At 33.8% G+C, this 26,290-nt stretch carries 25 protein-coding genes; 14 read left to right on the top strand and 11 right to left on the bottom strand.

The window, feature by feature from the left end:
* Positions 1-8: 8 nt before the first annotated feature.
* The 13 genes from murE to yfbR all read left to right on the top strand — a co-directional run bounded on the left by murE (position 9) and on the right by yfbR (position 15,072).
* Positions 9-1,556 (top strand): UDP-N-acetylmuramoyl-L-alanyl-D-glutamate--2,6-diaminopimelate ligase, encoded by a 1,548-nt coding sequence (murE, locus tag H3T80_RS06565; RefSeq protein ID WP_198200853.1) that lies wholly within the window; start codon positions 9-11, stop codon positions 1,554-1,556.
* Positions 1,553-2,917 (top strand): UDP-N-acetylmuramoyl-tripeptide--D-alanyl-D-alanine ligase, encoded by a 1,365-nt coding sequence (murF, locus tag H3T80_RS06560; RefSeq protein ID WP_198200851.1) that lies wholly within the window; start codon positions 1,553-1,555, stop codon positions 2,915-2,917. The genes murE and murF overlap by 4 nt, the downstream gene beginning before the upstream one ends.
* A 4-nt stretch (positions 2,918-2,921) precedes the next feature.
* A complete protein-coding gene (gene mraY / locus H3T80_RS06555) occupies positions 2,922-4,004 on the top strand; it encodes a phospho-N-acetylmuramoyl-pentapeptide-transferase (RefSeq protein ID WP_065578128.1) in 1,083 nt (360 codons plus the stop codon).
* 24 nt (positions 4,005-4,028) lie between these two features.
* A complete protein-coding gene (gene murD / locus H3T80_RS06550; protein WP_198200849.1) occupies positions 4,029-5,363 on the top strand; it encodes a UDP-N-acetylmuramoyl-L-alanine--D-glutamate ligase in 1,335 nt (444 codons plus the stop codon).
* Positions 5,360-6,511: a cell division protein FtsW gene (gene ftsW, locus H3T80_RS06545; protein ID WP_198200847.1), complete on the top strand. Its 1,152-nt coding sequence runs from the start codon at positions 5,360-5,362 to the stop codon at positions 6,509-6,511. Before murD ends, ftsW begins: the two co-directional genes overlap by 4 nt.
* Positions 6,511-7,563, top strand: coding sequence for an undecaprenyldiphospho-muramoylpentapeptide beta-N-acetylglucosaminyltransferase (gene murG, locus H3T80_RS06540; protein WP_198200845.1), 1,053 nt, complete (start codon positions 6,511-6,513; stop codon positions 7,561-7,563). Before ftsW ends, murG begins: the two co-directional genes overlap by 1 nt.
* A 142-nt stretch (positions 7,564-7,705) precedes the next feature.
* On the top strand, positions 7,706-9,154 hold the full coding sequence (gene murC, locus H3T80_RS06535; RefSeq protein WP_198200843.1) for a UDP-N-acetylmuramate--L-alanine ligase: 1,449 nt from the start codon (positions 7,706-7,708) through the stop codon (positions 9,152-9,154).
* A 2-nt stretch (positions 9,155-9,156) separates the two neighbouring features.
* Complete coding sequence (locus H3T80_RS06530) at positions 9,157-10,065, top strand: D-alanine--D-alanine ligase (RefSeq protein WP_110447192.1); 909 nt, start codon at positions 9,157-9,159, stop codon at positions 10,063-10,065.
* Between the two features lie 14 nt (positions 10,066-10,079).
* Entirely contained in the window at positions 10,080-10,913 is an 834-nt protein-coding gene (locus H3T80_RS06525; protein WP_110447193.1) for an FtsQ-type POTRA domain-containing protein, read from the top strand.
* A 21-nt stretch (positions 10,914-10,934) separates the two neighbouring features.
* On the top strand, positions 10,935-12,188 hold the full coding sequence (gene ftsA, locus H3T80_RS06520) for a cell division protein FtsA (RefSeq protein ID WP_110447194.1): 1,254 nt from the start codon (positions 10,935-10,937) through the stop codon (positions 12,186-12,188).
* A gap of 80 nt (positions 12,189-12,268) precedes the next feature.
* Entirely contained in the window at positions 12,269-13,417 is a 1,149-nt protein-coding gene (gene ftsZ, locus H3T80_RS06515; RefSeq protein ID WP_110447195.1) for a cell division protein FtsZ, read from the top strand.
* A 66-nt stretch (positions 13,418-13,483) separates the two neighbouring features.
* Positions 13,484-14,398, top strand: coding sequence for a UDP-3-O-acyl-N-acetylglucosamine deacetylase (lpxC, locus tag H3T80_RS06510; protein WP_086363868.1), 915 nt, complete (start codon positions 13,484-13,486; stop codon positions 14,396-14,398).
* Between the two features lie 80 nt (positions 14,399-14,478).
* Entirely contained in the window at positions 14,479-15,072 is a 594-nt protein-coding gene (yfbR, locus tag H3T80_RS06505) for a 5'-deoxynucleotidase (protein ID WP_198200841.1), read from the top strand.
* Positions 15,073-15,136: 64 nt separating this feature from the next.
* Here yfbR and H3T80_RS06500 read toward each other — a convergent pair whose 3' ends face one another.
* The 9 genes from H3T80_RS06500 to H3T80_RS06460 form a co-directional block, all read right to left on the bottom strand.
* Positions 15,137-15,808: a response regulator gene (locus H3T80_RS06500; RefSeq protein WP_110447197.1), complete on the bottom strand. Its 672-nt coding sequence runs from the start codon at positions 15,806-15,808 to the stop codon at positions 15,137-15,139.
* A 4-nt stretch (positions 15,809-15,812) separates the two neighbouring features.
* Positions 15,813-17,429, bottom strand: coding sequence for a DcuS/MalK family sensor histidine kinase (dcuS, locus tag H3T80_RS06495; protein ID WP_255547863.1), 1,617 nt, complete (start codon positions 17,427-17,429; stop codon positions 15,813-15,815).
* Positions 17,430-17,546: 117 nt separating this feature from the next.
* Positions 17,547-18,704: an NADP-dependent malic enzyme gene (locus tag H3T80_RS06490; protein WP_198200837.1), complete on the bottom strand. Its 1,158-nt coding sequence runs from the start codon at positions 18,702-18,704 to the stop codon at positions 17,547-17,549.
* Between the two features lie 120 nt (positions 18,705-18,824).
* On the bottom strand, positions 18,825-20,120 hold the full coding sequence (locus tag H3T80_RS06485) for a 2-hydroxycarboxylate transporter family protein (RefSeq protein ID WP_198200835.1): 1,296 nt from the start codon (positions 20,118-20,120) through the stop codon (positions 18,825-18,827).
* 431 nt (positions 20,121-20,551) lie between these two features.
* The gene (locus H3T80_RS06480; protein ID WP_198200833.1) at positions 20,552-21,208 is read right to left on the bottom strand and encodes a DUF799 domain-containing protein; all 657 of its coding nucleotides are present in this window, start codon (positions 21,206-21,208) and stop codon (positions 20,552-20,554) included.
* Positions 21,209-21,211: 3 nt separating this feature from the next.
* Positions 21,212-21,571 (bottom strand): DUF4810 domain-containing protein, encoded by a 360-nt coding sequence (locus H3T80_RS06475; protein ID WP_198200831.1) that lies wholly within the window; start codon positions 21,569-21,571, stop codon positions 21,212-21,214.
* A gap of 31 nt (positions 21,572-21,602) precedes the next feature.
* Positions 21,603-22,274: a CsgG/HfaB family protein gene (locus tag H3T80_RS06470; protein ID WP_232350105.1), complete on the bottom strand. Its 672-nt coding sequence runs from the start codon at positions 22,272-22,274 to the stop codon at positions 21,603-21,605.
* A 282-nt stretch (positions 22,275-22,556) separates the two neighbouring features.
* On the bottom strand, positions 22,557-23,141 hold the full coding sequence (locus H3T80_RS06465; RefSeq protein WP_198200827.1) for a hypothetical protein: 585 nt from the start codon (positions 23,139-23,141) through the stop codon (positions 22,557-22,559).
* A 190-nt stretch (positions 23,142-23,331) separates the two neighbouring features.
* On the bottom strand, positions 23,332-24,036 hold the full coding sequence (locus tag H3T80_RS06460; RefSeq protein WP_198200825.1) for a lipopolysaccharide core heptose(II) kinase RfaY: 705 nt from the start codon (positions 24,034-24,036) through the stop codon (positions 23,332-23,334).
* A gap of 268 nt (positions 24,037-24,304) precedes the next feature.
* On the opposite strand from H3T80_RS06460, the gene H3T80_RS06455 reads away from it, so the two are divergent.
* Complete coding sequence (locus tag H3T80_RS06455) at positions 24,305-24,610, top strand: GIY-YIG nuclease family protein (RefSeq protein ID WP_110447203.1); 306 nt, start codon at positions 24,305-24,307, stop codon at positions 24,608-24,610.
* Between the two features lie 13 nt (positions 24,611-24,623).
* On the opposite strand, the gene H3T80_RS06450 is transcribed toward H3T80_RS06455, so the two are convergent.
* Together H3T80_RS06450 and yihA are read right to left on the bottom strand one after the other, a co-directional pair.
* Positions 24,624-25,610: a serine/threonine protein kinase gene (locus tag H3T80_RS06450; RefSeq protein ID WP_198200823.1), complete on the bottom strand. Its 987-nt coding sequence runs from the start codon at positions 25,608-25,610 to the stop codon at positions 24,624-24,626.
* Positions 25,611-25,619: 9 nt separating this feature from the next.
* Positions 25,620-26,222 (bottom strand): ribosome biogenesis GTP-binding protein YihA/YsxC, encoded by a 603-nt coding sequence (yihA, locus tag H3T80_RS06445; protein WP_198201180.1) that lies wholly within the window; start codon positions 26,220-26,222, stop codon positions 25,620-25,622.
* Between the last annotated feature and the right edge of the window lie 68 nt (positions 26,223-26,290).

Genomic DNA, 26,290 nt, shown 5'->3' with positions numbered 1-26,290 from the left:
AACAAATAATGGTAACAAACACATTTAAAACGTTATATAAATTATTAGGTGGGAGTGATCTGGAAATAGATGATTTCTCACTTAATCATTTGGTTATTGATAGTCGAAAAGTAAATAAAGATGATGTTTTTATTGCTATTAAAGGGTATACCGTTAATGGTCGGGATTTTATTCCGCAAGCTATCTCATCTGGTGCTGCTGTAGTTCTAATTGAAACAAATAGAAAATCAAATGATTTGAAAATTGATTATCTTAAACAAAAAAATAAGAAGGTTATTCCACAAATTAGTATATTTCAGCTTTCTCAAAAATTATCAAAAATTGCAAACGATTTTTATTTTTCACCATCTAAAAATTTATCGGTTATTGGTGTAACTGGAACTAATGGTAAAACAACGGTAACTCAGCTTATCGCACAATGTGTAACTTTATTAAATCAAAAAGCTGCGTTATTGGGTACGATAGGTAATGGTATTTATAATCAACTTGAACCTTCAGTAAATACGACTTTATCTGCTATTGAAGTTCAATCAGCTTTAGCCGAATTTGTTACGCAACAAGTTCAAGTTGTCGCCATGGAAATTTCGTCCCATGGTTTAGCGATGAATCGAGTAAAAGCACTAAATTGTGCGGCAACAGTGTTTACTAATTTAAGCCGTGATCATCTTGATTATCATAAAACCATGAATAAATATGCTAAAGCAAAATGGTCATTATTCAGCGGTGATGAACACGAAAAGCAAGTTGCTAGTTCAGGTAAATCAATTATTAATTATGATGATGAATACGGACGGCGTTGGATAGATAAATTATCAAGTGTTACGGTTGTGTCATGTCAGCCTAAATCATTGCGCCGTTTAAAAACATTAGATAAAACCTATGTTGGTGTATCAATGATTGAATATCATGATAAAGGGGCCAAAATTCATATGGAATCGAGTTGGGGTAATGCTATTATTCACAGCCGATTATTAGGCGAATTTAATGTATCAAATGTACTGTTAGCAATCGCAACCTTGTTGACTCTTGATTATCCATTTTTTGCTGTTGTTAATATGGCATCATATCTTAAGCCGATCTGTGGTCGTATGGAAGTGATACATATAAAAAATAGTCCAACAGTCATTATTGATTATGCACATACCCCAGATGCATTACAAAAAGCATTACAAGCAAGTCGTATTCATTGTAAAGGCCAATTATGGGTGATTTTTGGTTGTGGTGGCGATAGAGATACCGGTAAAAGACCTTTAATGGCCGAAGTCGCGGAACAATTTGCTGATAAAATTGTATTAACAAATGATAATCCACGTACTGAAGATGAGACTAAAATTATTCATGATATAGAGCAAGGTTTAAGCAATATTAAAAATATACAAGTTATTACTGATAGAGTTACAGCTATTCGAGAAACGCTTGCTCAGGCTAAACCTGATGATGTTATCTTAATCGCCGGAAAAGGACATGAAGATTACCAAATTATTGGTAAAACCAAGCATCATTATTCAGATCAAGAAACGGTAAAACAGATTTTAGGAGTAGAGAATCTATCATGATTCCTTTAGTTATTAAACAAATTGCAACAATCGTCAATGGTACATCTTATCATCTTCCAGATGAAGAATTGGCTATTAATGAAATTTGTACTGATTCACGAAAAATTACTGATCAATCACTATTTATTGCATTGGTAGGTGAAAAATTTGATGGTCATTTATTTGCTAAACAAGCTATTGACGATGGTGCTATTGCGGTAATTGTAAATCGTAAAATCGATGATGATATTCCTCAAATAGTGGTCAATGATACTTATATAGCATTAGGTCAACTAGCTGAATTTGTAAGAGATCAAAGTTCAGCAAAATTTGTTGCGTTAACTGGTTCATCGGGCAAAACCTCCGTCAAAGAAATGACTGCCAATATTTTACAACAATGTGGTGAGACTCTTTATACTCAAGGTAATTTTAATAATGATATAGGAGTGCCACTAACTTTACTACGATTAAAGAAGCAAGATCAATTTGCGGTTGTTGAGTTAGGTGCTAATCATATAGGTGAAATTGCTTATACTACACGCTTAGTTAAACCAAACAGTGCACTAATTAATAATATAGCTTTGGCGCATATTGAGGGATTTGGTTCTCTTGATGGTGTAGCAACAGCTAAAGGTGAAATTTTTGAAGGATTAGCTGATAACGGAATTGCAATTATTAATTTGGAAAGTTGTTCTGATAAATGGTTAGCAATGCTCAAAAATAAAACTGTCTGGACCTTTTCGATACATAATTCTGCTGCTGATTTTTATGCTAGTAATATTGAAATTATGGATCAGACTACTTTCACATTACATACACCAATTGGTGATAGTGGAATTACCTTACCATTAGTTGGTGAGCATAATATATCAAATGCCATAGCTTCGTCTGCTTTAGCAATATCTGTAGGAGCAACGTTAACACAGGTTAAAAAAGGTTTAGCTGCGTCAAAATCGGTAAAAGGACGATTGTATCCTGTTAGGTTAAATCAAACACAGTTAATTTGGGATGATTCTTATAATGCTAACGTAGGCTCAATGTCTGCTGCTATTCATGTTTTAGCAACACAGCCCGGATATAAAGTATTAGTCGTTGGTGATATGGCTGAATTGGGTAACGATGCAAGCATTTATCATCAACAAATCGGCGAGTTAGCTAAACAACAAAATATTGATTGTGTTGTTAGTGTCGGCCAGTTAAGTGAATTAATCAGTCAATTTAGTGGTGTTGGTCATCATTTTATTGATAAACAAAGTGCTGTAGATTATTTATTAAACTTACTACGTCTATATCCAACTTTAACTATGTTAGTCAAAGGATCACGTAGTGCAAAAATGGAAGATCTTATCGTGGAAATTCAAACAAAAATAGGTCGGGATTAAAATTATGTTGGTGTGGATATCAGAATATTTAGTTAAATATTTTACTTTCTTTAATGTTATTTCTTATCTTACGGTAAGGGCTATTTTAGCGCTATTAACTTCATTGACCATTTCGCTAATTATGGGGCAAAAAGTCATTGATTGGTTACAAAAATTGCAGATTGGTCAAGTTATCCGTAATGATGGTCCGGAATCTCATTTAAGTAAAAAAGGAACACCAACAATGGGGGGAACGCTTATATTGGCCTCCATTTCAATTTCCGTATTTTTATGGGCTGATCTGCGAAATCCTTATGTTTGGGTAACATTATTTGTATTACTTGGTTATGGTATTGTTGGTTTTGCAGATGATTATTTAAAAGTTATACGCAAAAATACTGCGGGGCTAATTGCTCGATGGAAATATTTTTGGCAGTCAGTTATTGCATTAATTGTTGCTTTTGGTCTTTATGCTTATGGAAAAGATAGTTCTGTTACAGTTCTAGTTGTTCCATTCTTTAAAGATGTGATGCCACAATTAGGATTGTGGTTTATTTTACTAACTTATGTCGTCATAGTTGGCGCTGGTAATGCAGTAAATTTGACCGATGGTCTCGATGGATTGGCAATTATGCCAACAGTTTTTGTTGCTGCTGGTTTTGCACTTGTTTCTTGGGCAACTGGTAATGTTAATTTTGCTGCCTATTTACATATTCCATATATTAAATTTAGTGGTGAATTAATGATTGTTTGTACTGCAATTATTGGTGCTGGCCTTGGTTTTTTATGGTTTAACACTTATCCGGCAATGGTCTTTATGGGCGATGTCGGTTCATTAGCTTTAGGTGGTGTGTTTGGCATTATTTCTGTTTTACTTAGACAAGAGTTCTTATTGTTAGTTATGGGAGGTATTTTTGTTATTGAAACCTTATCTGTAATTTTACAAGTAGGATCCTTTAAATTAAGAGGGAAACGAATTTTTCGAATGGCACCAATTCATCATCACTATGAATTAAAAGGTTGGCCTGAACCAAGAGTTATTGTTCGGTTTTGGATTATTTCACTGATGTTAGTGGTAATTGGGTTATTAACTTTGAAATTACGCTAAAGAATATTAGAGCAGGATTAAATCATGGTTGATTATCAAGGTAAAAAAGTTGTTATTATCGGATTAGGTATTACAGGATTATCCTGCGTTGACTATTTTCTTGCTCAAAATGTTATACCAAAAGTAATTGATACTCGTACATCTCCTTCTGGATTAGAACAACTAGATGAGCGTGTTAGGTATCATTTAGGTAATTTAAATACTGATTGGTTGTTTGAAGCTGACTTGATTATTGCCAGTCCTGGTATTGCTTTATCTACACCTGAATTACAAAAAGCAGCAGAACTCGGTATTGAGATTATTGGCGATGTTGAACTTTTTTGCCGTGAAGTCAATCAACAAAAAAATAAAAAAGTTATTGCTATTACCGGGGCAAATGGTAAAACGACTGTCACAACTTTGGTTGGTGATATTGTAAAAGCCGCGGATATAAAAGTTGGTGTGGGTGGCAATATTGGTGAACCCGCTTTATCATTATTGCAACAAAACTGTGATGTTTATGTTCTCGAACTATCAAGTTTTCAATTAGAAACAACATCAAGTTTACAAGCTTCTGTGGCAACGATTTTGAATATTTCTGAAGACCATATGGATCGTTATCCACTAGGATTGATGCAATATACTGAAGCGAAACAACGAATTTATCATAATGCAAAATGTTGTGTTATTAACTATGATGATAAATTGACTAAACCGTCTGGTAAACAACACCATTGTGTCTCATTTGGATTAAATAGTGGAGACTATCATTTAGATGAGAATTATGAACATTTAATTGCAAAAAATCAGCCTGTTTTATCAACTAAATCAATGAAACTAATCGGCTGTCATAATTATCTGAATGCATTAGCAGCCTTAGCTATTGCTGATAATTTACAGATCCCACGTGATTCAAGCTTACAAACAATTTCTAATTTTCAAGGTTTACCACATCGTTTTGAATTAGTCTTTGATAGCAATAATGTCAAATGGATTAATGATTCTAAAGCCACTAATGTAGGTAGTACCGAAGCGGCATTGAAAAGTGTTATATGTAATGGAAAACTATTTTTATTGTTAGGTGGCGATGGTAAATCAGCAGACTTTACCCCTTTGATTCCTTATTTAAAAAGTAGGAATATCGAAATTTTCTGTTTTGGCCGAGATCGAGATTTGCTAGCAAATTTAGCTCCTGAAATCACAACTGTTACGTTAACTATGTCCGAAGCCATGCAGTGTATAGCTAAAAAAATAGTCGCAAATGATGTTGTATTACTCTCACCGGCTTGTGCAAGTTTAGACCAATTTAAAAATTATATTGAGCGTGGAAATCTATTTGCACAACTTGCCAAACAGTACGGTTCAAGGAGTGATGAATGACATTATTTTGGATAAAAAAACAAGTGAATCCAAATATTCCATTTGATAACCAATTACTTTGGACTGTAATTGGTTTAATGGTATTTGGTTTAATTATGGTGACATCTTCATCAATGGCGTTTAATGAGAGTGATCCATTCTTCTATACGCAACGAGAGTTGATTCAAATTGGAATGTCGCTCTTTTTAATGTGTATAACGTTATATATTCCGATGCAACGTTGGCAACAATTTGGATCAGTTTTATTAATTCTTTCAATTGTTATGTTGATAGTTGTTTTAGGGATTGGCTCTTCAATTAACGGTGCGTCTCGTTGGATCCCATTAGGTGTTTTTAATTTTCAGCCAGCTGAACTTTCTAAATTATCGTTATTTTTATTTTTAGCTGGTTATTTGGCCCGTAAGTCAGAAGAAGTCCAAAGTGGCTTTTGGGGCTTTTTTAAACCTATGGTTGTTATGGCGGTTTTGTCAATTTTGTTACTCAAACAACCTGATTTAGGTACTGTAATTGTATTATTCATGGTAACAATAGGCATCTTGTTTATTGCTGGCGCTCAATTATGGCAATTTATTGCGATTTTACTAACTGGAGTTGGGGCTGTAGTTTGCCTTATTTTATATGAGTCTTATCGTTTAACACGTTTAATGACTTTTCTTGATCCGTGGCAAGATGCAACTGGTGCTGGTTATCAGCTAGTTGCATCGTTAATGGCAATTGGTAATGGTGGTATTACTGGACAAGGCATTGGTAATTCTATTTTTAAATTACGTTATTTACCTGAATGTCATACCGATTTTATTTTCTCAATTATTTCAGAAGAGTATGGATATATTGGTGTTGCTGCATTATTGTTATTACTCTTCTTTTTAACTTTTAAAGCATTAGCAATCGGTTATCGAGCTTTGAATGAAGGTTCCCAATTTTCAGGCTATTTGGCTTGTGAAATTGGTATTTGGTTTGGATTTCAATCTTTTGTTAATGTCGGTGTCACCTCCGGTATGTTACCGACAAAAGGTTTAACCTTGCCGTTTATTAGTTATGGAGGCTCAAGCCTTATTGTGATGAGTATTGCGGTTGCAATATTACTGAGAATAGATTTTGAGTTTAGACAACAACAAACTCAAGCAAGAATAAGGTCGATAAAATAATGAAAAAATTATTAGTCATGGCAGGTGGAACAGGTGGTCATGTATTTCCAGGTATTGCCGTTGCTCATTATTTAATGAAGCAAGGTTGGCAAGTGAGATGGCTAGGCACTGCTGATCGTATGGAAGCACATTTAGTGCCAGAAAATGGTATTGATATTGATTTTATTCAAATATCAGGCTTACGAGGAAAAGGTAAAATGGCCTTATTAAAGGCGCCTTACAAAATATTAAAAGCGGTTTTGCAAGCAAGAAAGATCTTAAAAAATTATCGTCCTGATGTCGTTTTAGGTATGGGAGGATATGTTTCCGGACCGGGAGGAATTGCGGCTAAATCTCTAGGTATTCCAGTTGTATTACATGAACAAAATGGTATAGCAGGTTTAACTAATAAATCCTTAGCTAAAATTGCGACCAGAGTTTTACAAGCTTTTCCAACAGCATTTCCTAATGCAGAAGTTGTTGGAAATCCTGTTCGTAGTGATTTATTAACAATTGAAGAACCACGCGAAAGATTTAAAGATCGACAAGGCCTAATTAGAGTTTTGATTATGGGCGGAAGTCAAGGAGCTAAGGTCATTAATGATGTTGTACCTCAAGTAATTACAAGATTATCTGATAAGTATGTTGTTTGGCATCAAACAGGAAAAGGTATGTTAGATGAAGTACTTAAATCATATCAGCATTATGATATGACAAATAATCGTGTGACAGAATTTATAACAGATGTAAAAGAAGCTTATGATTGGGCTGATATCGTAATTTGCCGTAGTGGAGCATTAACTGTAAGTGAGATTGAAGTTGTTGGTATTGGAGCTATTTTTGTACCATTTATGCATAAAGATCGCCAACAATTTTGGAATGCGAAATCTTTAGCAGATATTGGTGCGGCAAAGATAATTGAACAACCAGATTTCAATGTTGATTCTCTATTTACGTTACTTGAACATTTGAGTCGCGAAGATTTAGTTGAAATGGCTATTAAAGCAAAAAGTTTATCAATTATAAATTCGACGGAAAGAGTAGCCGAAACGCTTATTTCGGTGGTAAAATAGTGAATTTTATATATAATTTTAAGTAATTGTCTTGTTGATGTGTTTAATATTTAATCTTAATTTGTTTGATAAATGATTGTCCAATAAATTTTTAAATACCAAATACTAAACAAGAAGTAACTAACTAGTTAGGGGTTTAAGTGTGAATACTAAGGAATTAGCTGAATTAAGAGCAATCATTCCAGAAATGAAACGAGTCAAACATATCCATTTTGTTGGTATTGGTGGCGCGGGCATGGGCGGTATTGCTGAAGTTCTTGCTAATGAAGGATATCAAATTAGCGGTTCAGATATTGCTGAAAATCCTGTAACTCAGCATTTAGAAACATTAGGCGCTAAAATTGTCATTGGTCATGCTGCTGAAAACGTCCTGAGTGCTAGTGTTGTGGTTATCTCTTCGGCGATTTCTCAGGATAATATAGAAGTTATTGCAGCTAGAGAGGCTCGGATACCAGTGATTCAAAGAGCTGAAATGTTAGCTGAGTTAATGCGTTTTCGATATGGTATTGCTATCGCTGGTACCCATGGTAAAACAACCACTACAGCAATGGTTACTTCTATATATGCAGAAGCTAAACTTGATCCAACTTTTGTTAATGGTGGATTAGTAAAAGCGGCAGGAACACATGCTAGACTAGGTAGTAGCCGTTATTTTATTGCTGAAGCGGATGAAAGTGATGCTTCATTTCTACATTTACAGCCTATGGTCTCTATAGTTACTAATGTCGAACCTGACCATATGGATACCTATCAAGGAAGTGTAGAAAATCTTAAGCAAACCTTTATCTCTTTTTTACGCAATCTTCCTTTTTATGGTTTAGCCGTAATGTGTTATGACGATCCGATTAATCGCGAGTTATTACCAGTGGTTGGTCGTAAAATTATCACCTATGGATTTAGCGAAGAAGCCGATGTAGTAATTAAAAATTATCGCCAAGAAAGAGGTGTTAGCTATTATACCGTTTGCCGTCCAGATAGAGATGATTTACACATTGAATTGAATGCTCCAGGCAAACATAATGCTTTAAATTCTGCGGCAGCGATTATTGCGGCAACAGAGGATGGAATTGATGATGATTCAATTGTACGTGCGCTGGCTAAATTTGCCGGTACTAGTCGACGTTTTGATCTATTAGGTATTTTTCCTTACGGAAATGATAAAGATATAATGATGGTTGATGATTATGGACATCACCCTAGCGAAGTTAATGCTACAATTCAAGCGGCTAGAAATGGCTGGCCAGATCGGCGTTTAGTTATGTTGTTTCAACCGCACAGATATACACGAACTAGGGATCTATTTGATGATTTTGCCCAAGTACTTTCTCAAGTTGATGCATTAGTGATGTTAGATGTTTATTCTGCCGGAGAACAACCTATTGCTGGTGCTGATAGTCGTTCACTTTGTCGTTCAATTCGTAATCGAGGGAAAGTGGATCCAATTTATGTTTCAGATTTAGATCTTCTACCGGAAATTATGAAAGAAATATTACAAGGTGGAGATTTGTTATTAACACAAGGCGCTGGTAGTGTTGGTCGGATTGCCCGTCAATTAGCTGGCAGCCAATTATTTTCAAAAGGGGTTTTATAATAATGGTTGATAAAGTTGCTGTATTGTATGGAGGAACCTCTGCTGAACGTGAAGTATCACTAAAATCAGGACAAGCTGTTCTAGCAGGATTAAAAGCAAATGGTATTGATGCTCATCTTGTTGATACAAAAGAGTATTGTATAACTAATTTAAAACAAGATGGTTTTTCAAAAGCATTTGTTATTTTGCATGGACGAGGTGGTGAAGATGGTATTACCCAAGCTATTTTAACTTATCAAAATATTCCTTATACCGGAAGTGATGTTTTATCCTCAGCATTAACTATGGATAAGTTAAAAACCAAACTAGTGTGGAAATCACTTGGTTTACCTGTTGCTGATTATGTAATGGTTGATAAATCACAATCAATTGATGTTGATAATATAATTAAACAACTTGGCTTACCATTGTTTGTTAAACCTAGCCATGAAGGTTCAAGTGTCGGTATGTCAAGAGTTAATCAAGCAGATGAATTAAAAGCAGCTGTTGATATTGCCTTTAAATATGATAATACTGTAATGATCGAATCATTTTTAGCTGGTCCAGAGTTTACTGTAGCTATTGTTGGTGATGATGTTTTACCTGCAATTTACATTAAACCGGCTACTAATTTTTATGATTATGATGCAAAGTATTTGTCAGATAAAACCCAATATTTTTGTCCAAGTGGATTAAGTGATGCTAAAGAGCAAGAAATTCGTAAATTGGCATTAGACGCTTATAAAGCCGTAGGATGTAGAGGTTGGGGGCGAGTCGATATTATGTTTGATGAAAATGAAAAGCCATATTTGCTTGAGGTAAATACAGCTCCAGGCATGACAGATCATAGCTTGGTTCCAATGGCGGCAAAAGAATATGGCTGGTCATTCAGTGATTTGGTTAACCGTATTTTACAATTAGCAACCATTTAATTGGCTTTATTTTTATGAAAAAAGTCCGACAAGCAGCGCATAAACATCAAAACCAGAGTAGAAGAAAGTTGCTTGTTTTTCGCAATACAGAACAAATGCTAGGCTTTTTGTTCTTACTTGTAATAGTTGTTATTTGTGGATGGGCTGTCAATTGTATTAAAGATTGGATGGAAGATCCTGATCAGATGGTATTATCACAATTGACCTTAAGTGGTGATTATACTTATACGACAGAAGATGATCTTAGACAAGCAATTCTGGGATTAGGTTTACCAAATACTTATATTGGCCAAGATGTTGATGATATTCAGCAAGAAATTATGCGATATCCTTGGGTAAAACAAGCAAGTGTTCGTAAACAGTGGCCCGACAGGTTGATTGTATACATTGAAGAATATAAACCTGCGTTTTACTGGAATGATTTATATTTACTTGATAAAAATGGTAGTACTTTTAGTGTGCCATTGGATCGTTTGAAAGATTTATCATTGCCGAGACTTTATAGTCCTGAAGGTAAAGCCAAGTCAATGTTAGAAACTTATTTTAGATTAGAGGATATCTCTAAAAAATGGGCTAATAATAAATCTACTTTGACAATTCAGGCGGCAATATCGGATGAACGTAATGCATGGCAATTAATGGTAAAGCAATGTAAAGTTGATTTATGTTCTGAAAATGAGGAAATAAAATTGATATTAGGTAGTGAAAAAATAGAACAACGTTATCAACAATTTATCAAATTATTTCCAGAAATTCAGTCAAGAATACCCGATGGTGAAAAAATAACGGCTGCTGATTTACGTTATGAAAATGGTATTTCAGTGCAACGAGAAAAAATCTCTCAATAAGGAATAAACAAAGGCTGAAGTATGAAAGCAACAGAGAAAAAATTGGTTGTTGGACTTGAAGTTGGCACCTCGAAAGTTCTTGCCCTCGTTGGTGAAGTTCTTCCTGATGGTATTGTCAACATTATTGGTGTTGGACATTGTCCATCAAAAGGCGTTGATAAAGGTGGTGTGAACGATCTTGAATCAGTGGTTAAATCAATCCAACGGGCCGTTGATCAAGCTGAATTAATGGCTGATTGCCAAATATCTTCTGTTTATTTAAGTCTGTCAGGTAAACATATCCGTTGTCAGAATGAAATTGGAATGGTGCCGATTGCAGATGAAGAAGTGACAGCAGAAGATGTTGAAAATGTTGTTCATACCGCTAAATCTGTGCGTATTTTAGATGAACACAGAATTTTACATGTTATTGCCCAAGAGTACTCTATTGATTTACAAGAAGGTATTAAAAACCCAATTGGATTATCTGGTGTAAGAATGAAAGCGAAAGTTCATTTGGTCACCTGCCATAATGATATGGCAAGAAATATAGTTAAAGCAGTAGAACGTTGTGGATTAAAAGTTGATCAGCTTATTTTCTCTGGTTTAGCATCGAGTTATGCTGTATTAACTGATGATGAAAAAGAGTTAGGTGTTTGCGTCATAGATATAGGTGGCGGAACAATGGATGTCTCTGTTTATACTGGTGGAGCATTACGTCATTCTGTAGTTATTCCTTATGCTGGTAATGTTGTTACCAGTGATATTGCTTACGCATTTGGTGCACCACCAATGGATGCAGAAAATATTAAAATTCGTTATGGATGTGCTGTTGGTTCACTAGTAGGTAAAGATGAAGTTATTGATGTTCCAAGTGTGGGTGGACGTCCGTCTCGTTCATTACAGCGACAAACATTAGCTGATGTCATTGAGCCTCGTTATTCAGAGCTTTTATCACTAGTCCAAAAAGAGCTATTAGTATTACAAGACGAGCTTAAAAGACAGAATGTTAAATATCAATTGGCAGCAGGGATTGTGTTAACAGGCGGTGCTGCTCAAATTAAAGGTATGGTTGAATGTGCTGAAAAAGTTTTTCAAAATCAAGTGCGTATTGGCCAACCTTTAAATATTTCAGGATTAACTGATTATGTACAAAAACCATATTGTTCAACAACTGTAGGGTTATTGCATTATGGTAAACAAAGTTTATTACATGATGATGCTAAAGACAGCAATAAATCATCATTAAAAGGGATAGCTAAACGTTTGACCGGTTGGTTCAAAAAAGAATTTTAGCTAATATATTTAATAACTTCGTAGACATTGTAGCTGGTTATCTGTACAATGTTCTTAGATCGTAAATTTGGAGATAAGTTATGTTTGAGCCTATGGTTGCGGATGATGAGCCAGCAGCTGTCATTAAAGTTATTGGTGTCGGTGGCGGCGGCGGTAATGCTGTTGAGCATATGATTGCTGAACATATTGAAGGCGTTGAGTTTTTTGCAGCAAATACTGATGCACAAGCATTAAAAAGAATAAAAGTTGGTCAAACTATCCAAATCGGAAATAATGTTACCAAAGGACTTGGTGCTGGTGCTAATCCAGAAGTTGGCAGAAACTCAGCAGAAGAGGATCGTGATGTTATTCGTAGTGCAATTGAAGGTGCCGATATGGTCTTCATTGCAGCCGGTATGGGTGGCGGAACAGGTACTGGTGCTGCACCAGTTGTTGCTGAAATTGCGAAAGAACTAGGTATTCTAACTGTTGCTGTAGTTACAAAACCTTTTGGATTTGAAGGTAAAAAGCGCATGGCTTTTGCTGAGCAAGGTATTGCTGAGTTAGCTAAACATGTTGATTCGCTTATCACAATTCCAAATGATAAATTATTAAAAGTTTTAGGTCGTGGCGTTAAATTATTAGATGCATTTGCTGCGGCAAATGGTGTGTTAAAAGGGGCTGTGCAAGGTATCGCCGAACTAATTACTAAACCTGGTCACATCAACGTTGACTTCGCTGACGTTAGAACTGTAATGTCTGAGATGGGCTATGCGATGATGGGTTCTGGTCGTGCAACTGGCGATAATCGAGCTGAAGAAGCTGCTGAAATGGCTATTTCAAGTCCTTTACTTGAAGATATTGATTTATCAGGTGCTCGTGGTGTATTAGTTAATGTTACCGCAGGCCTTGACCTTGGTCTTGAAGAGTTCGAAACAGTAGGTAGCACTGTAAGAGCATTTGCTTCTGATAATGCTACTGTTGTTGTGGGTACAACTTTTGATCCTGATATGTCAGATGAGATTAGAGTGACTGTGGTTGCTACTGGTATTGGAATGGATAAACGTCCAGAAGTTAAAATAACTAAACCAGCTGCTCATCATGGCTCATTGTTTGGTCAAACTAGTCATTTGCCTTTACAACAAGAAGAAGCATCAATATCTAAGGTTGTAAACGAACCTGATGTATCTCCTATTGAGGAGCGTAAAATTTTAGATATTCCTGCATTTATTCGTAAGCAGGCTAATTAGTATTGAACTTATTTGATTTATTATTGTCTAATAGCATAGTAACAAATAAAAAAAAGTAGGTGCGAAGTGAAACAAAGAACATTAAAAAAGACAATTCAAGCAACTGGTGTCGGTTTACATACTGGTAAAAAAGTTACTTTGACATTACGTCCTGCACCGGAAAATACAGGTGTTATTTATCGCCGTACAGATTTAAATCCGTATGTCGATTTCCCTGTGGATGCAAAATCAGTGCGAGATACAATGCTTTGTACCTGTTTGGTTAATGAAGATAATGTTCGGATTTCAACTGTCGAACATATTAATTCAGCATTAGCTGGGCTTGGTATCGATAATATTATTATTGAAGTAAATGCTCCGGAAATTCCAATTATGGATGGTAGTGCAAGTCCGTTTATCTATTTATTACTAGATGCTGGAATTGCTGAACAAAATGCATTGAAAAAGTTCTTACGAGTGAAAGAAACTGTTCGTGTTGAAAATGGTGATAAATGGGCCGAAGTGCGACCATATAGTGGTTTCCGTTTAGATTTTACTATTGATTTTCGTCATCCGGCTATTGATAGTAGTTCGCAACGTTACCAGCTGGATTTTTCTTCTGAATCTTTTATTCGCCAAATTAGTCGTGCCAGAACTTTTGGCTTTATGCGAGATATCGAAGCTCTACAATCTAAAGGCTTATGTTTAGGTGGTAGTTTAGATTGTGCGATTGTTGTTGACGATTATAAAGTTCTTAATGATGACGGTCTTCGTTTTGAAGACGAATTTGTACGTCATAAGATGCTTGATACCATTGGTGACTTATATATGAGTGGTCATAATATGATTGGTGAAGTCGTTTGCTATAAATCAGGTCATGCATTGAATAATCAATTATTGCAAGCTTTATTGGCGAAACAAGATGCTTGGGAATATGTGACATTTACTGAAGAGCAAAGTGTTCCTGTTGCTTTAGGTACTAGACAACTTGTTCTAGCATAAATCCTTAAACGAGAATAATTGCTTTATTAACGCTTCCGAATTGGAAGCGTTTTTTATTTTTATAATTATGAGATATTAATATGAATAATAGCCATTTTTTTGCTCATTTATCACGTTTGAAATTAATTAATCGCTGGCCTTTAATGCGTAATGTGAGAACAGAAAATGTATCTGAGCATAGTCTACAAGTTGCTTTTGTTGCACATGCTTTAGCAATCATTAAGAATAAAAGATTTAATGGCAATGTTAATCCTGAGCGAATCGCATTATTAGCGATGTACCATGATGCATCAGAAGTATTGACGGGTGACTTACCGACACCAACTAAATATTATAATCCGCAAATCACATCTGAATATAAAAAAATTGAAAAAATAGCTCAAAATAAACTCATTAATATGTTGCCTAAAGAGTTGCAAGACGATTTTAGATCATTAATTGATGATGATTATTATGATGAGTCTGAAAAGAGTATCGTAAAACAAGCAGATGCTTTGTGTGCATACCTTAAAACCATTGAAGAACTTAGCGCTGGTAATAATGAATTCAAGTTAGCTGAGCAACGTCTGAAAAAAACATTATCTGAACGCAATAGTCCTGAAATGGATTACTTTTTAGATATATTTGTACCAAGTTTTAGTTTATCTTTAGATGAAATCACTATGGATAAATAGCTTTATCTATTTTTTAATAGCTAATTTATTACATAGTAAGACAAAAAATTAAAGTGTATCTTATCTATTTTTGATAAACATAACGCTTTACTGGACGACCAATTGGTAAGTAAGTCAAATGACTTTCTATCTCTCCTAGTTCTTCTAAGTAATCAAGATATTTCTTAACTGATATTCTAGATAGTGAAATTAATTCAACAATATCACTCATTGAAAAATCTTGTTGATAATTAGCGATCACCTCTCGTACTGATTGTAATGTTTGTGAATCGATACCTTTAGGTAACCTAGTTGAGGAATTAACGTGTTTGGTAAAAATCCGATCATCTAATTGATCTTGATTTAGTATTTCTGATGATGATAACAATCGAACTCGTTCTTGATAGGAGATTAAGGCTGTACGAAATCGTTGAAAAGTAAAGGGTTTAACTATGTAATCAATGACTCCTAAACGTAATGCTGTCTGAATGTCGTTGGTATTACATGCTGCTGTTACCATTATGATATCTATTTTGGGATAACTAATGCGAATGTATTTTAATAATTCAAGACCATTTAATTTTGGCATAAATACATCAAGCAGTAACAGGTCAATGTGGTTATCATGAATAAAATGTAGTGCTTGTTCTCCATTACTAACAACAGATGCCAAATTGAAACCAGGTAACATTTGTAAATATTTTTTATTTAATTGAGCCACCATTGGATCATCTTCAACGATTAAAACTTCTACCATTTGCTTATTTATTCCTATATATCTCTTTTAGTGGTAATAGTACCTTAAAACAAGTCCCTTTTTTATTATTAAGATCACATAATTGTATATGCCCATCTAATTCATCAATACTAGCCAATACTAAATAGAGTCCAAAGCCACGGTTATCACCTTTAGTCGAATAGCCTTTTTGAAAAATATATTGAATATCTTTTTCTGAAATACCTTCTCCGTTGTCATTAATTTCTATTTCAAAATTAGAGTTATCTATGACCAAACTTACTTTTATTTGTTTATCATCTAAAAACTGTACAGCATCCAACCCATTATCAATTAAATTACCAAGTATTGTGACTAAACTATGAATAACAGAAGTGTCTGTTATGGGGGCTAAAACACCATCAATATTGAACTCTAACGTAACATTTAATTCCCGTGCTCGACTAAACTTACTATTTAAAAAACCGGCAATAATGGGATCTTTTATATATTGACTAACAAGTTGAGATTCAGCCTGTTGATTGCCAATAATTTGCTCAATGTAGTCCATTAATTCTTGTTTATTATCATTGAAAGCTAAACCATAAATAACATGTAATTTGTTGTTGAATTCATGTGATTGTGAACGTAAGGCGTCAGCATATCGATTTACTCCTGTTAAATTTTCCGCCAATTTACGAACCTCTGTCATATCTCTAAATGAGGCAATGGCTCCGACTAAAGCATCATTAACAAATAAAGGTGTTCGATTGGTGAGTATTACTACTCCATTGATATTTTGTTCACAATCATATTCAGCATTACCACTCATCATCACTTCATGTAAACGAGTATTAGGAATGAAATTGTTAATAGGTAAGCCAATAATATTTTCTTTATCATCATCTATACGCAAAATTCTAATCGCTTCATCATTAATTTGGGTTATTAAAGCGTTGCGATTGATAACGACAATCCCTTCTTTTACTGTTCTAATAATTGCATTTCGTTCTGCAAATAACTGAGCCATTTGAATTGGTTCAAGACCATACAGGATCTTCTTTATATTATGGGATAACAAGTAGGCTAAAATAATGGCGATAGTTAACGAGGCAAATAAGGATAACCAAATCGGTTGGCTTGTTCTCGATGCTAAATGATTAATTTTCTGCAACGTCTGACCAACCAAAACGGCACCTATTTGTTGATGTTTTTCATTCATTATCGGTTTAAATGCTCGAACAGAATCCCCTAACGTACCCTTTGCGATTGAAGTATAAGACTCACCATTTAACGCTCGTTGTTCATCTCCTCCTACTATAGTTTGGCCGATTTTATTTTTATCTGGATGTGAGTATCTAACACCTTGCATATTGAATATAACAATAAAATCGGTTTGAGTGAGAGTCCTAGCTTGCTCTGTGGTTGCCTGAATGGCGGTGATATTTTGTAAAGTAGGCTTTTGTATTTCATCAATGATAGTCTGAGAGGTTGAGATAATACTGGCAATATTTTCTACACGTTGTCGAGAATTAATAAGATATTCGTTATTGACTACATGAACAATATAAATGTTTTGTGCAATAACTGAGAGTATAAAAACCAAACAAATTAAGCTTATTAGCTTAACTTTCAATGGTAATTTGTTAAATAGGTATCTCATTATCATTTAATATATAAAAAATAAACGTCTAATTATATTAACTGATTAACAGGCAAAACCTACTAATAAATTTATTAGTAGGTTTTTTAGTTAATCTAATTTATTTTCAAGTTATCACTACAATTTTGCTGCATTTTTGACACTTTCAGCAACAACTTTCGCTACATTAGGTTCGAAAGCATTAGGTAATATGCAATCTACTGAAAGTTTTTCTGGTGTAATGATATTAGCTAATCCTTTGGCTGCGGCTAGTTGCATAGCTAATGTAATATTTTTTGCTCTAGCATCTAAGGCTCCTCTAAATATGCCAGGGAACGCTAACACATTATTGATTTGATTTGGGTAATCACTACGCCCAGTTCCAACAATATAAGCACCTGCAGCTTTGGCCTCATCAGGGAATATTTCTGGTGTAGGGTTTGCCATAGCAAAAATAATCGATTTTTCGGCCATTGTTTTAACCCATTCAGGTTTCAGTACTCCCGGCGCAGATACACCAATGAATACATCAGCACCTTTAACTGCATTTTCTAATGTACCTTTTTGTTTGGTTTTATTGGTTCTTTTCGCCATAGCTAAATGATGAGGTGGTAACGAAGTATCATCTTCTGATAATATGCCAATTTTATCAACAATTTTAAGATCGGAGACGCCAGCAGCTAATAACATATCGGCGATCGCTAAACCAGCTGCTCCTCCGCCATTAATCACAACTTTAGCTGATTCTATCGATTTGCCAGCAACTTTTAAGGCATTATATAGTGCTGCTAATACCACGATTGCTGTGCCATGTTGATCATCATGGAAAACAGGTATATCCAATATTTCTTGTAATCTTTTTTCAATTTCAAAACATCTTGGTGCACTAATATCTTCTAGATTTATTCCACCAAATGAAGGAGCTAATGCAGCAATATGTTTAACTAACTCATCTGGATCTTGTGTATTAATTGATAGTGGTATTGCATCAACATTAGCAAATTGTTTGAATAAAATTGCTTTTCCTTCCATTACTGGAATAGCTGCTTCTGGTCCAATATTTCCTAAACCTAATACAGCAGAACCATCTGTAATAACAGCTACTAAATTACGTTTACTCGTATATTCGTAAACTGATTCAGGATTTTTAGCTATTTCAGTACACACTGCGGCAACCCCAGGTGTATAAGCAACACTAAGATCTGCCATTGAATTAACAGGCACTTTAGAATGAGTTTCAAATTTACCATGCATTTGCTTACTGATTGCTAATGCTTTTTCTTGTACTGTTGTCATAATATTTACCTTTTTAAATATATTAAATCTATGTTAGATATTTTGTAAAATTAAATTAACGTAATAATTTTTCTAAAACTTTTTATAAATTAAATAATTAAATCTATATTTTATATGAATTTACATATGTAAATAACGCATTAGTGCTGTAGTACATATCACCATTAAAGCTCCTCCTAATCTGGTTGCGACCTGAGCAAAAGGCATTAAGTTCATTCTATTTGCTGTGGAAAGTATGGCGACATCACCAGTCCCGCCCATACCACTTTGGCAAGATGAAATAATAGATGCTTCAACAGGATACATTTTTAAGAAGAAGCTACAGACAAATCCTGTCATTGAAACAGTAAAAACAATAGCGATAATGGTAATGAAATACGGGATAGTTAATACATTAACTACACTGGCTAAATCGATATAAAGTAGACCTAATCCAGCCATTAAAGGGAAAGTGAAATTGCCCGAAATAAATTTGTACCATTGTTGGCTACCACGTTCTACACTTTCTGGTAATAAACGGAAGTATTTAACTACTGCAGTAGCAATAATCATTAAAACAGGACCAGGGAAATGAATCATTTTTTCTAAAATCATTCCAAAAATGAATAAAGTGGCTAAAATCATTACTGCACCACTCATTGATCGAGCATCAAGTGGAGTTTTATCATCTTTTAATGCTTCAGCTAATCCATCAAACTCAATTTTTACCAATTGACCATGACCACTTAAATGAGGTTTAACTTCACCAATTCTGCTCATAATGGCTGTAAAGGTAATTGCAAAAAAATTACCAACTACTGTAGCTGGAATTAATGCACTAACGAAACTATCATAATCTTGATTTAGGATATTGCTATAAGCATTAGAAAGTTGTAAAACACCTTCACCAATTCCTCCAGCCATTACTGGTGAAACAGTATAGAAAAAGGCGTGTTCCCAAGTATCACCAAAAGCTACAGCGACAGCTACACCAACTAGTGCTGCTAAACACATTCCTAATAACATCGGGATCATCATGCGAATAAAGCCTTGAACTAAAATGACTCTATGCATACCAAGAATACTACCACATACCAAACTGGCGATATAAAAGAGCAAAAAGTTAGATTCTTTCATTAACATTTTTGTGGCCGATAGGGTATTTTCGTCAAATACACCATAGTAAACTAATAATGAAGGAACGATTAATGACAGAATAGCAGGGGCTCCAAACTTTTTGAAAAATGGAATATTTTGTCCGACAGTTCCCAAAAACCAACCTAAAGGTAATATCACGGCAAAACCACCAATTAATGTTCTTGGTAGCATGTCCAGTTGGGCGGCAATAATAACTATAATGGAACAAACTAAAAATATAGGAAGGGGGAGTGAACCTATATATATCTTATTTTCTTTTATATCTTGAAGTATGCTCATAACTAAACCTCTTTATGTTTTTATAGTACATAAGCAGTATAGTTAGGTAGATATAAATCAGAAGAATAAGAAAGTTATCTAACTAATTTTGTAATTAATGTAAGTATGTTACTAATATAATTATTGATTTATAAAGACATTTATATTTAAACCATTTTTAAAATACTAAAATTAGTAATGACTAATTTATTAGGATGCTCTTATATTCATTAAGCTAATGAAATCAACCAATCCTTAATTTTTGCCCCTTTTAGGTATATCAAAACTTGTTCCTTAATTTTTTATATAACCATTTTTTGCTAAACAGTGTTGTCTTTGGTGACTAATCAAAAGATGAATATGATTAAAAAAGGTAATATTGATATGTGTAATTAGATCAATGAAAGAGCGGTAAATATTACCGCTTTTTTATAAAGTAATAATCAAATTAGTTATTTTTGTTTAGCATAAGGACCATATAAAATCCCGTTACTTTTTACAGGATTTGGTGTAAATAAACGAGCTGTTGCGACGCTTGATATTGCTACACTACGATCCCTAACAGTATCACTTATTTGAGTGATAGCAGCAGAAATTAACATACCTAATAAACTATTATTTGATTGTTGGTTTTCAAGACTAGAAGCCGTAGCATTGCCTGTCCAAATAACCTTTCCAGTTCGAGCATCGAGTAGTTTTGCTTCTAATGTTACACGTGTATCACTTTGGATCAGTTGATAATTAGTTCCATAGTTTTTCACATCAATATATAAAACTGCATCAGGATTAAAGGTCTGCTGTAATTTAGATAAACTAACTGCTTGAATATCATTAGCTACCGTTAAGCCATTTTGTTTAAATACTTCATCAGTAAACATAACAGGAAAAACATAATAACCAGCTTCAGCTAAAGGTAAGGTTACTTGAGATAAAACCCCATAACTCGCATTGATTTCATTTGAGTGATTGACTGGTAGTAAAACTAAAATTGAAGCAGGTTTACTTTCTTTGAATGCTGTATAGTCATAACTTTCTTTATTTACTGTACATCCTGCCAACATAAATAGCCCCAGAAATGTTCCGAGTAGAGCAATAAATTTATTATTCATTGATTATTTCCCTTGATATTTTCTTTCAATAAAATCAATAAAGTGTTTTGATTCAGGGAAAAGAGTTTTTTCCTTTTCAAATTGTTCAAAAGCTTTATTTGTATCACCAGATGTTGCATATAACAAACCTAAATGAGCATATAATCCTGGTGGTACAGATTTATTAGTTGATTTAGCTCTTTCTATAGTTTTTTCTAAATCTTGAATCTGCTCAGTGTAGCTTCTTTTATCTGATTGAGTATAGTTATAAAGTACTTCTTGATAGTCACCCCAGTAATAAATAGTATTAGATGATTGACAACCATTTAATACAAATAATATTCCTGCGAACAATAAATATACAAAGTATTGTTTTTTTAACATTGTTAAGATCCTTATATCATTAACGTTCATTTTATTTGGTATTAGGTTTCCAGTCGCCGTTATCTAAACCTCTGACTAAATTATTAATTGCTTCTCTAATAGCCAAATCTAATACTTTGCCATTTAAAGTAGAGTCATAACTTGCTTTACCACCAAATCCAACTACTTCACGATTGGATAAGCTATATTCACCGGATCCTTGTACTGAATAAGCTACTTGAGATGTTCTGATATCAATTATGTTCAAACTTACTTTTGCATAAGCAATTTGTTCTTTACCTTTGCCAAGGATTCCCCATAGTTGATGATCACCGACTTCTTTTCGACCAAACTCTGTTACATCACCAGAAATGATGTAATTTGCACCGATCACGTTTTGCTTTTGTTTTCTATATTTAGCTTCAGTTGCTAATTCTTGCATGTTAGTTCTATCTAGAACATTAAAACGATTGGTTTGTTGTAAATGACTGATAAGCAATGTCTTTGATTGATTGCCCAATTTATCTACACCATCAGAAAAGATACCATTTTGATAACTTGAACGATTTTCAAATTTACCTACAGCAATATTGGTTTTAACACCATTATAATTTGAATGATAGCTATTTACAGTTGGTGATTCGATTGTTCTCGAAGATTCTTTAGCACAGCCAAATAGTAGACCACTAACAATTATAACTCCTAACAACTTATTGATTTCCATCATTATTCCTTATATTTTTATTATAGCACTACTGCATAATTGAATTTTATGAGAATTAAATAATATATTATTAATAATTGTTATCAATAACTATTTTACAATTATTGTTTTATTTAATGATTTATATTTTCAATTAGCTTTTTTTATTATTCCACAGTATTAGTAATGATAAATAATTTATAGTCAAAGATAGTTATTTAAGGAAAGAAAATATATATAAAAATAATATATGTTGGTTAAAAAACCCCTTTCCTCAAAAATTTTTTAAGGAAGGAGTGAGGATTAGCGTAATAAGCAAGCTTGAATTTTATCGACTTCTTTATTAAGTGCATCAATAACTAAATCTGGATGTGATCTTTCTAGCGTTTTTACATTTTGAAATCCATCATTAGCGATCGATCCGGTATGTTGTTGAGCTTGTTTGATGTTACTAAATAAATAATGAATATTTTTAGCATTACGAGTAGTTGTTAAGGTATAACTGATAAAGTACTTAGATTGTGATTGATAATCGGTAACCGCATTGGCAACAATATTATTACCTTCAACTAATTTGATGGTATCACCACCATTGATGGTAATGGCTTGTTGCGTAGGCATATTATAGTATGGCCACCATGCTGACCCCAAATAGTTGTCGCTATTTAAAACTACAGGACTGTTATCAAGTTCTTGGGCAATACAAACAGATAATGAAGAATGAAGAACAGTAATAGGACGAGAAGTACTATATTTATTTATTATATCAACACCGTCAGCATTTTGGGCAATTTCTACTCCTTGAGCTTGATAGATTGATTGCATCTTTTGAGAAGCACAGCCAGTTAGTAACATTACTAAAACAGTAAAACCAATTAACTTTCTCATATCTCATCCTAGCTTGATTAACTTGTTTAATTCTAGCTGGTTATACAAGGATTTACTAGTATTTAAAAGATGAAAATATAAATATTTTTTAGTATTAAAAATTAGTCAGTAATTTGTTTTATATAAAATTAAAATAATAATAATTTTGGCGAGAAATTGAGAGAAATTAGTTTTTCTCTCAATTTTATTATTAGTCTTTTTTACCACGAATTTTTCGTGATAATCGTTTAAAACCATGAGTGAATTTTTTTATTGCCATTGCCATAACTGGTACTTTAATTTTAATACCAAAACGTTCACGCAACTCAATAGCATCATTAGCTTTGGTAAGCCAAATAAAACCAGAGTTAGTTAAATCGATCGCTTTGATTGTTCCTTCCGGTGTTAAAATAAAATTTCCTCCATGAATGTCATTGGAAACTAAATTATAACTATGTAATTTCTCAATGCAGTTTTTTATTTGTTCACCATAGGTTGCCATTTCTTCCCATTTTAATGATCGGCCTTCAATAAAATTAAAAATCATATAATGGCGTTTAGTCACTTTATCAAATGCGACTAGATAAAGTTCATAAGCTATATCACATTTGTCCAATGATATTTTTGCTAGCTTATGAATTAAATTGAAATAAAAGTCACCAGTGAGCTTGGCTATAATACGGCGTTCTAAACGATGTTCAACACCACCATCAATTTTAAAAATGAATTTAGTTTTCTCATGATTGATCAAATAAGTATATCGCTCAATTCTATCACTTGGATCGAGTAATTCATGATGGCCTTCTTCAGCCAGAAATTGGTCAAAAAGGTCTAAATAATTGATTTCATCATTTTGCACATAGGCAAACTTTATATTGCCGCGTTCAATTTCAATAATTTTTGCAAAGTTATTCAAATTTTGTAGTCCTAAGCTTAATAAAAAATTAAGCTATCTTAAACATTATCCCACTTAAAGTAAATCAATCACTGACAGTTATTAATACATACTTCGAAGTTAAATAAGCAGAATATTAAATAGTTTTAAAGCCTTTCAACTAAACTAATATAAGCAAATTTTAGTAAAGTGAGTAACCTAGTTAGTTTAATAGAAAAAATAGATTTAACTATTTATAAAAATTAACTTAATGATATGATCTGTTTATTATTAACAGCGACTATTTTTTATGCAAACCAAAGCTGCTGTGTGGTTTTTATATATCATAAGAACCGCAAAACAATCTTTATATACTGGTATCACTACTGATGTTACTCGAAGATTACATCAACACCAAATGGGTAAAGGGGCAAAACATCTAAAAGGACACAAGGATCTTGTTATTGTCTATCAACTAAGTGTTGGCGATAGATCAACTGCGTTGAAAGTAGAATATCGTATTAAACAGTTAACCAAAATTCAAAAAGAAAAGTTAGTTTCTATCTCTCCAAATCTCAATGAGTTATTTATTTTTCTGAATATGAAAACTATTTAATATTATTTGTTGTCTACATAATTGATAATAACTGTAATGGCGGAGCTTTAATTGCTTCAATTTGTTGGTTAAATTGTTTTAATTGTTGTTGCCAAAAATCAATATCGGTTAACCAAGGGAAAGCACGAGGAAACGCTGGATCTTGCCAGCGTTCGATAATCCATGCCAAATGATGGACTATTCGCATCGCCCGTAACGGTTCAATTAATATTAATTGATCATGATTAAATGGGAAAAATTCTTCATAAAGTTCAATAAAACTTGATAATTGAATTCTCTGCTGTTGTTGATCACCATTGAGTAGCATCCAGATATCTTGTATTGCAGGGCCATTTCTAGCATCATCAAAATCAACAATAATAGCTTTATCATGCCATAAAATATTTCCCGGATGACAATCGGCATGTAATCGAATTGGTTGCCAATCGTTATGCCAATATTGTTCAACAGTTTTAATTAAATTGCGGAGGATGATTTTAAGATCTGTTTGGATTTTATTCGGGACGATTGCGTTAGATAACAAAATTTCTTGAGGTTGATAAAGATATTCTTGCAAACCTATGGTTGGACGGTGTTCAAAAGGTTGTTTTGAGCCAATTTGATGAATTCGACCGAGCATAGTTGCGACGGAATCAAATTGCTCTAAATTATCGATTTCATATTGTCGTGCGCCAACGCTTGGAAATAAAGTAAAAAGATAACCTTGATATTCATGCACGGTATTATTATTAATTGTTGTTGGTGCAATGGCTGGAATATCGGCTTGGACTAATTGCTGAGTAAATTGATGTTCTTCAATAATTTGTAATTTATCCCAGCGATGAGGACGATAATATTTAACGACATAACGAGTGCGATTTTCATCAGAAAATTGATATACACGATTTTCATAGCTATTTAAAGCCGTAAGGCCTGAATCAACGTAGATACCTATGACGGCTAAGCTATCAAGAATCAGCTCCGGCGTTAATGTTTGGAAAGAAAATGCACGGTTATTCATAATGTTCCATTATTGTTGGCTAAACCATTCATCTAGTTTTTGCTTTAAAGCTTCTAAACCAACACGTTTTGGCGATGAGAAAGGAGCAACAGTAATATCACCTTGAAAAGGTAAAATGGCTTCTTTGACCATATTAACTTGTTTTTTTTGTGCACCAGAAGCCAGTTTATCGGCTTTAGTTAATAATAACATTACAGGAATATTTACAGATACAGCCCATTCAACCATTTGTTGGTCCAAATCCTTTAATGGGTGTCTAATATCCATTAAGACAACTAAACCTTTTAAACTTTCTCGTTTTTGCAAATACTCACCTAGTGATTTTTGCCACTTACGTTTAATCGCCTCAGGAACTTGCGCATAACCATAACCGGGTAAATCAACTAAGCGGCAGTTTTCTTCAACTTCGAAAAGGTTGATTAGTTGTGTTCGTCCTGGAGTTTTACTGGTTCTTGCTAGGGCTTTTTGATTGGTTAATGTATTGAGTGCACTTGATTTCCCCGCATTGGAACGTCCGGCAAATGCAATTTCAACGCCAGTATCAATTGGTAAATGTGTAATGTCAGGGGCACTTAAGATAAAATGCGTTTTAGCATAATTTAATGGTCGAATGTCGGGCATAAACAATATCCTTTAAGTGCATTAACGGCACTTAATCATTTAAAATGCCGTTACTGTAT

Origin of the sequence: Gilliamella sp. W8145, from assembly GCF_016101145.1 — a bacterium.
Lineage (GTDB): Bacteria > Pseudomonadota > Gammaproteobacteria > Enterobacterales > Orbaceae > Gilliamella > Gilliamella apis_A.
The sequence above is the reverse complement of the archived record's forward strand: the minus strand, read 5'-3'. Positions and strand labels throughout refer to the sequence as shown.

Excerpts from the sequence above, each read along its gene's own strand:
- murE (WP_198200853.1), top strand. The coding sequence starts at position 9 with ATGGTAACAAACACATTTAAAACGTTATATAAATTATTAGGTGGGAGT.
- murF (WP_198200851.1), top strand. The coding sequence starts at position 1,553 with ATGATTCCTTTAGTTATTAAACAAATTGCAACAATCGTCAATGGTACA.
- ftsA (WP_110447194.1), top strand. The coding sequence starts at position 10,935 with ATGAAAGCAACAGAGAAAAAATTGGTTGTTGGACTTGAAGTTGGCACC.
- ftsZ (WP_110447195.1), top strand. The coding sequence starts at position 12,269 with ATGTTTGAGCCTATGGTTGCGGATGATGAGCCAGCAGCTGTCATTAAA.
- H3T80_RS06485 (WP_198200835.1), bottom strand. The coding sequence starts at position 20,120 with ATGAGCATACTTCAAGATATAAAAGAAAATAAGATATATATAGGTTCA.
- murD (WP_198200849.1), top strand. The coding sequence starts at position 4,029 with ATGGTTGATTATCAAGGTAAAAAAGTTGTTATTATCGGATTAGGTATT.
- H3T80_RS06490 (WP_198200837.1), bottom strand. The coding sequence starts at position 18,704 with ATGACAACAGTACAAGAAAAAGCATTAGCAATCAGTAAGCAAATGCAT.
- mraY (WP_065578128.1), top strand. The coding sequence starts at position 2,922 with ATGTTGGTGTGGATATCAGAATATTTAGTTAAATATTTTACTTTCTTT.
- H3T80_RS06500 (WP_110447197.1), bottom strand. The coding sequence starts at position 15,808 with ATGGTAGAAGTTTTAATCGTTGAAGATGATCCAATGGTGGCTCAATTA.
- ftsW (WP_198200847.1), top strand. The coding sequence starts at position 5,360 with ATGACATTATTTTGGATAAAAAAACAAGTGAATCCAAATATTCCATTT.
- H3T80_RS06480 (WP_198200833.1), bottom strand. The coding sequence starts at position 21,208 with ATGAATAATAAATTTATTGCTCTACTCGGAACATTTCTGGGGCTATTT.
- dcuS (WP_255547863.1), bottom strand. The coding sequence starts at position 17,429 with ATGAGATACCTATTTAACAAATTACCATTGAAAGTTAAGCTAATAAGC.
- H3T80_RS06470 (WP_232350105.1), bottom strand. The coding sequence starts at position 22,274 with ATGGAAATCAATAAGTTGTTAGGAGTTATAATTGTTAGTGGTCTACTA.
- H3T80_RS06530 (WP_110447192.1), top strand. The coding sequence starts at position 9,157 with ATGGTTGATAAAGTTGCTGTATTGTATGGAGGAACCTCTGCTGAACGT.
- yfbR (WP_198200841.1), top strand. The coding sequence starts at position 14,479 with ATGAATAATAGCCATTTTTTTGCTCATTTATCACGTTTGAAATTAATT.
- H3T80_RS06450 (WP_198200823.1), bottom strand. The coding sequence starts at position 25,610 with ATGAATAACCGTGCATTTTCTTTCCAAACATTAACGCCGGAGCTGATT.
- H3T80_RS06475 (WP_198200831.1), bottom strand. The coding sequence starts at position 21,571 with ATGTTAAAAAAACAATACTTTGTATATTTATTGTTCGCAGGAATATTA.
- H3T80_RS06525 (WP_110447193.1), top strand. The coding sequence starts at position 10,080 with ATGAAAAAAGTCCGACAAGCAGCGCATAAACATCAAAACCAGAGTAGA.
- H3T80_RS06455 (WP_110447203.1), top strand. The coding sequence starts at position 24,305 with ATGCAAACCAAAGCTGCTGTGTGGTTTTTATATATCATAAGAACCGCA.
- H3T80_RS06465 (WP_198200827.1), bottom strand. The coding sequence starts at position 23,141 with ATGAGAAAGTTAATTGGTTTTACTGTTTTAGTAATGTTACTAACTGGC.
- murG (WP_198200845.1), top strand. The coding sequence starts at position 6,511 with ATGAAAAAATTATTAGTCATGGCAGGTGGAACAGGTGGTCATGTATTT.